This is a genomic window from Streptomyces sp. KLMMK, from assembly GCF_036961605.1.
In the GTDB taxonomy this organism is placed as follows: domain Bacteria; phylum Actinomycetota; class Actinomycetes; order Streptomycetales; family Streptomycetaceae; genus Streptomyces; species Streptomyces telluris.
Genome location: NZ_JBAMDC010000045.1, coordinates 25,279 through 31,309 on the forward strand (window position 1 = coordinate 25,279; position 6,031 = coordinate 31,309).

General features: G+C 71.3%; 6 protein-coding genes. 2 read left to right on the forward strand and 4 right to left on the reverse strand.

Annotated features, from left to right (window positions below):
* Positions 1–178: 178 nt before the first annotated feature.
* A complete protein-coding gene (locus V7793_RS11225) occupies positions 179–1,114 on the reverse strand; it encodes a helix-turn-helix domain-containing protein (RefSeq protein WP_336005135.1) in 936 nt (311 codons plus the stop codon).
* Between the two features lie 98 nt (positions 1,115–1,212).
* On the opposite strand from V7793_RS11225, the gene V7793_RS11230 reads away from it, so the two are divergent.
* A complete protein-coding gene (locus tag V7793_RS11230; RefSeq protein ID WP_336005138.1) occupies positions 1,213–2,016 on the forward strand; it encodes an NAD(P)H-dependent oxidoreductase in 804 nt (267 codons plus the stop codon).
* Positions 2,017–2,298: 282 nt separating this feature from the next.
* Here the strand turns inward: V7793_RS11230 and V7793_RS11235 are convergent, their stop codons facing one another.
* Complete coding sequence (locus V7793_RS11235) at positions 2,299–2,766, reverse strand: hypothetical protein (RefSeq protein WP_336005140.1); 468 nt, start codon at positions 2,764–2,766, stop codon at positions 2,299–2,301.
* A 358-nt stretch (positions 2,767–3,124) separates the two neighbouring features.
* Between V7793_RS11235 and V7793_RS11240 the strand changes: the two genes are divergently transcribed.
* Positions 3,125–3,898, forward strand: coding sequence for a nucleotidyltransferase domain-containing protein (locus V7793_RS11240; RefSeq protein ID WP_336005143.1), 774 nt, complete (start codon positions 3,125–3,127; stop codon positions 3,896–3,898).
* 87 nt (positions 3,899–3,985) lie between these two features.
* Here the strand turns inward: V7793_RS11240 and V7793_RS11245 are convergent, their stop codons facing one another.
* On the reverse strand, positions 3,986–4,852 hold the full coding sequence (locus V7793_RS11245; RefSeq protein ID WP_336005146.1) for a geranyl diphosphate 2-C-methyltransferase: 867 nt from the start codon (positions 4,850–4,852) through the stop codon (positions 3,986–3,988).
* Positions 4,853–5,044: 192 nt separating this feature from the next.
* A partial coding sequence (locus tag V7793_RS11250) for a family 2 encapsulin nanocompartment cargo protein terpene cyclase (protein WP_336005148.1) occupies positions 5,045–6,031 on the reverse strand: 987 nt, incomplete at its 5' end.

Sequence of the window (6,031 nt, forward strand, 5' to 3'; positions counted from 1 at the left end):
CCGGCGGCGCGGGCGAGCTCGTCCGCGCCGCCGGCCGGGAGCCGGCTGCCGGCGGTTCGCTGCACGGCATGACCGACAACGAGCGCGTCGGGCCTGGCGGCCCAGGACCTCACGTGCGGTTGCGCCCCGGAAGGCGCTCCAGCTGTGCTGTCCGTTGTCCCGGGCCCGAGAAGCCTCGTCAGGCCGGAACAGGCACCTCCGTTACGGCCATGGCCAGCCCGGCCGACGCGGCTGGCCCTGCCGGCCGGGCCAGCCGCGCCAGGGCGGACGCCTCCTCGCTGCCCTCCTCGGCGCTGAACACGTGCACCACCAGCCCCGTCTCACCGGGCGCCGCCGGCACGTGCAGCGTCTCGAAGTCCAGGGTGAGCAGCCCGGCCCCGGGGTGACGCAGCCGTTTGCGGCCCGCCGCGCACATCACGACCTCGCCGGTGGCCCAGATGCTCCGGAAGTCGGTGCTGTGCGCGGACAGTTCGTTGATGAGGGCCGACAGCTCCGTATCGCCGGGGTAGCGCCCCGCGGCGACCCGCAACTGCCCCACGGCCTCGGCCGCCCTCGCCTCCCAGTCGGGGTGGACGGCCCGGGAGGCCGGGTCGAGGAAGAGGTACCTGGCGTTGTTCCGGTCGCGGCTCCCCGGCCCGGGCGCGCCGCCGATCAGCTCGGCGCCCAGGGCGTTCCAGGCCACCACGTCCATGCGGTGGTCCGTCACGAAGACCGGGAAGCGGTCCAGGGAATCCAGCATCCGCTGCAGGAGAGGGCTGACCTCCGCCCTGGGCACGGGGTCGCGCCTGGCGCCGGCGAGCGTGTCCAGGTGCTTGCGCTCCGCCGCGTCCAGGCCCAGCGCCCCCGCGAGCGCGTCGAGCACCTCCGCGGACGGCTGGGTGGCCCGGCCCTGCTCCAGGCGCACGTAGTAGTCCACGCTGATGCCGGCGAGCTGGGCCAGTTCCTCGCGGCGCAGCCCTCGCACCCGCCGGCGGCGACCGCCTGCGAGCCCGACCTGCTCCGGCGCGACACGCCCCCTGCGGGCGCGCAGGAACCCGCCGAGCGCCCGCTGGGCATCGTCGACCCCGCCGACCCCGTCGACTTCTCCGATGTGACTGCTGTCCACGCCGTTCATACGCTCCAGTATGCGTGGCCCTGGCAGTACCAGGATTACGGATCCGCAGGTAAAACAGGGTGCTGGCTACCCGGGCGCGGCCGGGAGAACGTAGGTGCATGAACGACACCGCACCGCACCAGCAGCAGCAGCAAAAGAAGATCCTCATCGTCACCGCCCACCCCGATCCCCGCTCGCTCAACACCTCCATGGCCGCCTTCGCCACCGAGCACCTGCGCGCCGCAGGCCACGAGGTACAGGTCTCCGACCTCTACGCGATGAAGTGGAAGGCCACGGTCGACGCCGACGACTTCCCCGACGAACCCGGCGACGGGCGGCTGCACGTGATGGCCGCCTCCGAACGGGCCACGCTGGCGGGCCGGCTGTCCGCCGATGTCGCGGCCGAGCAGGAGAAGGTGCGCTGGGCGGACGCGGTGATCCTACAGTTCCCCATGTGGTGGTTCTCCATGCCCGCGATACTCAAGGGCTGGGTCGACCGGGTGTTCACCGCCGGCTTCGGCTACGGCCCGGCCCTCCCTCCGCCCTACTCCGAGAGCGCCCTCGGAGGGCGGCGGGCGCTGGTGTCGGTGACGGCGGGCGCGCGAGAGACGTCCTTCTCCGACCGGGGCATTCACGGGCGCCTCGCGGACGTCCTCCACCCGGTGCAGCACGGCCTGTTCTGGTTCACGGGCATGACGCCGCTCGAACCGTTCACGGTGTACAACGCCAACGACCTGCCGGCGGAGGGGTTCGACGCGGCGAAGCGGGCGTACGCACGCCGCCTCGACGGCCTCTTCACGGACGCCCCGGTCCCCTACCGGACGCTCACCGGCGGCGACTACGACCACGGCATGCGCCTCCTGCCGAAGGTGGAAACCCCGGGCACCACCGGCTTCGACCTCCACGTCCACCCCCGCGGCTGACCGACGACACGGATCTCCGCCGGAGCGGCCATCGGCCGACCGCCTTGCGCCCGGGACCACGCGTCCTCGCACTGTGCACGGTGGTGGCCCGAGCCGGCCGAGGCAGGACCGCGCGGGGTGAGCCCTCCCCCGGCCTCGTAGGCCCGCTGGGCCGCGAGGTTCACTTGTTCGTCGTCAGTGAGCAGTCCGACCCTGTACAGCGACTACCGGGCCGCTGTCCGCAGGCGGTGCGCCTCGTCCCGCGCCGCGACATGCGCCGTGCGCCGTGCGCCGTGCGCTCCATCAGCAGTTGAATCGAACAAGCGGGTCAATCTTGAAGCCGGTGTTCAGTACCCTGATCTCGGGCGTGGCAAGGCTGTACCCCCAAGACACATACCCCTCGAATTTGTTATCCGTCGCGCCCAGCCCGTACCACTTCAGCTGACTGCCCTCCCATCCCTTGACCTGAACGGCGATGGAGGTGGCGTCACCTCCGTTCGAAACGAATCCCTGGTAGTGCTGCCTGTACCCCGGATACCCCGCGACGGACTTGTTGGCCCTGATGTGGATCCAGCCGGCGCCGAGGGGGACCGACCCCGCTCCACCACAGGCCTCCAGGGCTGCGTGCGCAGCTTTCGCCGGGGCTCCGGACGCGGCCGGCGACGCAGCCCGTGCGAGGGAAGCCGCTCCCTGGGTGAGACCGCTTGCCGCGATCATGAGTGCGGAGATCATGAGCGCCACTCGCCGGTTCTTTCCAACCCTCAGATGCATGTCAGTCTCCTTCGATGACAACCGGGCCCGCTCCGCGATGCAGCAGTGCGCCGCACGCTGGACACGCGGGCAGCCAAGCAGTCGCGCGGCGTGAGCAACAGGGTGCACAGAGTGAGCGGTCGGCGTGACCTACGTGGCGTGAGCCGGGTCTTGGCGTCGGGTCAGGCATACAGGGCGTCCGCGAACCATATGGCTGACGAGCCGGCCCGTACGCCGGGTACAGTCCGCGTCATGAAGTGATGGCATGCCCCGGCACCTTGATGCGCGTAACGCCGTCCGAGACTCTGCTCCGGCGTTCGTCCGGTGTGCCCTCATCGCCCGTCATCCACTTCTCGCGCGTTCTCAGGATCGGATCCCCATGACCGACGACGACAAGCTCTTCCTCGACCCCGTCGCGGACCGGCTCGCGGCCCTGCCCGCCGTACGCGCCGTCACGCTCGGCGGCTCGCGTGCCCAAGGTACGCACACAGCGGGCAGCGACTGGGACCTGGCCGTGTACTACCGCGGCGGTTTCGATCCGGGCGAGCTGCGGGCCGCCGGCTGGGAAGGCGAGGTTTCCGGGATCGGGGACTGGGGCGGCGGGGTCTTCAACGGTGGGGCGTGGCTCACGATCGACGGGCGGCAGGTCGACGTGCACTACCGCGACCTCGACGTCGTCGAGCACGAACTCGCCGAGGCCCGGCAGGGTCGTTTCCACTGGGAACCGCTGATGTTCCACCTCGCGGGCATCCCCAGCTACCTCGTGGTCGCCGAACTCGCCGTCAACCAGGTGCTGCGCGGCGCCCTGCCGCGCCCCGAGTACCCGCAGGCCCTGCGCGCAGCAGCCCCGCCGGTGTGGCGGGAGCGGGCGGCCCTCACGCTCCACTACGCCAAGGGCGCGTACGTCCGGCGCGGCCAGGCCGCCGAGGTCGCGGGCGCACTCGCCATCGCCGCCATGCAGACGGGGCACGCCGTGCTGGCGGCACGCGGTGAATGGGTCACCAACGAGAAGCGGCTCCTGCAGCAGGCCGGTCTACGGGGCGTCGACGCGATCCTGGCCGGGCTCCGGCCGGAGCCCGAAGCCCTGACCCGAGCGATCAACGAGGCCGAGGGGCTCTTCGAGCGGGCACACGCGACGACTTCGGTGCGCTGATCCGCTCGGCCCGTCCCGCCTCCTACCTCCCGCACGGCGGGGGCGGGACGGGCCGGAACGCCCTTCGTCCCGCCGCCCCCGCACGCGTCAGATGCGGTCTGCCGCGATCAGGAGGTAGTGGAAGCTGCCCTCCTTGTACGCGGTCAGGAAGGGGTCCTCGACGCCGGTGGCGAGGGAGGACTGGGCGCGCAGCTCCCAGTAGGGGATGGTCGCGGCCGTGAGGTCGACGACGTTGATGGGCACGAGGCCGTTGGCGGCCATGGCCTTGAAGTAGGCGCTGCGGGGGTGAATGTTGCAGGTGTAGTGCTCGTCGATGCGGCTGACGGCCTTCGAGCGCAGGCCCGTCACGTCGTTGGAGCATCCGGTGATGGTGACGTAGCGGCCGCCGTAGGCCAGCTGGCGGGCGTGCTCGGCGAAGAGCTCGTTCAGGTCCACGTACATGGTGGACTCGTTGTTCCAGATGCCCTGGAAGGCGCCGGTGGGCAGGCCGGTGTCCAGCATGTTGGCGAAGTGGTAGCGGACCTTGTCGTCCACGCCGCGCTTGCGGGCCTGCTCGTTGGCGAAGTCGACCTGGGCCTGTGAGATGGAGACGCCGTCGGCGCGGCAGCCGAAGCGGGCGTTGGCCATGATGCTGGTGCCTCCGCGGCCGCAGCCGGCGTCCAGGACGCGCTGGTCGGGGGCGATGGGGCCGAGGTGGTCGAGGAGGACGTCGGCCTGCGCCGACTCCAGCCGGTGCAGTTCCTCGATGATGCGCTGGTCCCGGGTCTCCTCGGGGCCTTCCAGGACGGAGGGGTCGTAGTCGCCGAGCCCGTAGTGGTGGTGGTAGAGGCCGTCGACGTCGCCCAGGCGCAGGTTGACCGGGTCCTTCTCGTTGTTCCAGTACTCCGCTACGGACTTCTGGTACGCGGTGCGCAGGACGCCGGTGGACGCGGCGGGGGCGGGCGTGGTCGTCATGGGGTGCTCCTTACAGATTGCGCCGGATTGCGGCATGCGTTCGTGATGGCGCATGGAATGCATGAAATGCGTGGAATGCATGGAGTGAGTGCGTCGCATGCGTGCGGGGTGTCGCGTGAGGTGTGCAGGGGACGTGCAGGGACGTCCGGGGACGTTCGGGGATGCCCGGAGGAAGCAGCGGAGAGGGGCGGCTCACGCGCCGTTGTAGCGGGGGCTGCCGGCGTGCCATTCACGGTTGCCGCCGAGCCAGGCCCAGACTCCCGCGAGGAACCGCCGCAGCTCGGGCGTTCCGGTGAGGGCGAGGGCCGCGGCCTCCGTCTCGTAGGCGCGCACGAGCTCGTCGTGGATCTCCGCGCTCCGCTCGATCGCCTCGCGCAGCGAGCAGCCGTCCTCCTCCGCGATCACGACAGGGAGGTTGAACTCCACGCCCGAGGAGTCGTGCTCCTTCGTCATCGAGTACAGGTCGTTGACGAGCGTGGCGGCCGTGGCGGCCATCGTCACGGCTCGGCGCACGCGCGGTTCGGCGTATGCGGAGGCGGGCAGCGCGTAGCCGCCGACCACGTCGGTGAGTGCGATGCAGGGGAGGAAGCTGTTGATCTGACGGTGGGCCAGGTATTCGCGGACGCCGGGCATGCGGCCCTGGGAGCGCCACGAGCCCTCCTGCTCGTAACCCACGAAGAGGACGGCGACCTCGTGCCGCAGCCGGGCGACCTGCGAGGGTTCCGCGTAGCGGGAGAGGTGGTCCAGGCCCGAGCGCAGGGCGACCCGTACGGGGTCCTGCCGCATCTCCTCCTCCCACGCCGGCGCGTAGCGGGCCGGGAGGTGGGAGGGGTCGACGGCCGTGTAGGCGAGTCCGAGGTGGGAGCCGAGGAGGTCGGTCCTGGAGCCCATGGTCTCGTCGTCGCAGTAGTAGTCGTCCGTGGCCCACTCGGCCAGGGCGCACTTGCCCGCCGCCAGCAGCCGGTCCGGGTCGTCGCCGTCGGGGTGGGCCAGCATCATCAGGCGCCCGAAGTCGGCTGCGCGGACGCGGTCGAGCCGTCCGTCGTAGATGCCGACCTCGTCCGCCCAGTCCACCAGCCGGTCGTTGACCTCCCGGGCGAGTGCCGGGTCGTCACGGAGCGCGGGCGGGCAGTACAGCTCGGGGACGCCTGCGCCGCGGCCGTCCGAGGCGGCGGCGCC

What these genes read in the sequence shown, in the direction of transcription:
- V7793_RS11230 (WP_336005138.1), top strand. Translation starts at nt 1,213, where the DNA reads ATGAACGACACCGCACCGCACCAGCAGCAGCAGCAAAAGAAGATCCTC.
- V7793_RS11245 (WP_336005146.1), bottom strand. Translation starts at nt 4,852, where the DNA reads ATGACGACCACGCCCGCCCCCGCCGCGTCCACCGGCGTCCTGCGCACC.
- V7793_RS11225 (WP_336005135.1), bottom strand. Translation starts at nt 1,114, where the DNA reads ATGAACGGCGTGGACAGCAGTCACATCGGAGAAGTCGACGGGGTCGGC.
- V7793_RS11235 (WP_336005140.1), bottom strand. Translation starts at nt 2,766, where the DNA reads ATGCATCTGAGGGTTGGAAAGAACCGGCGAGTGGCGCTCATGATCTCC.
- V7793_RS11240 (WP_336005143.1), top strand. Translation starts at nt 3,125, where the DNA reads ATGACCGACGACGACAAGCTCTTCCTCGACCCCGTCGCGGACCGGCTC.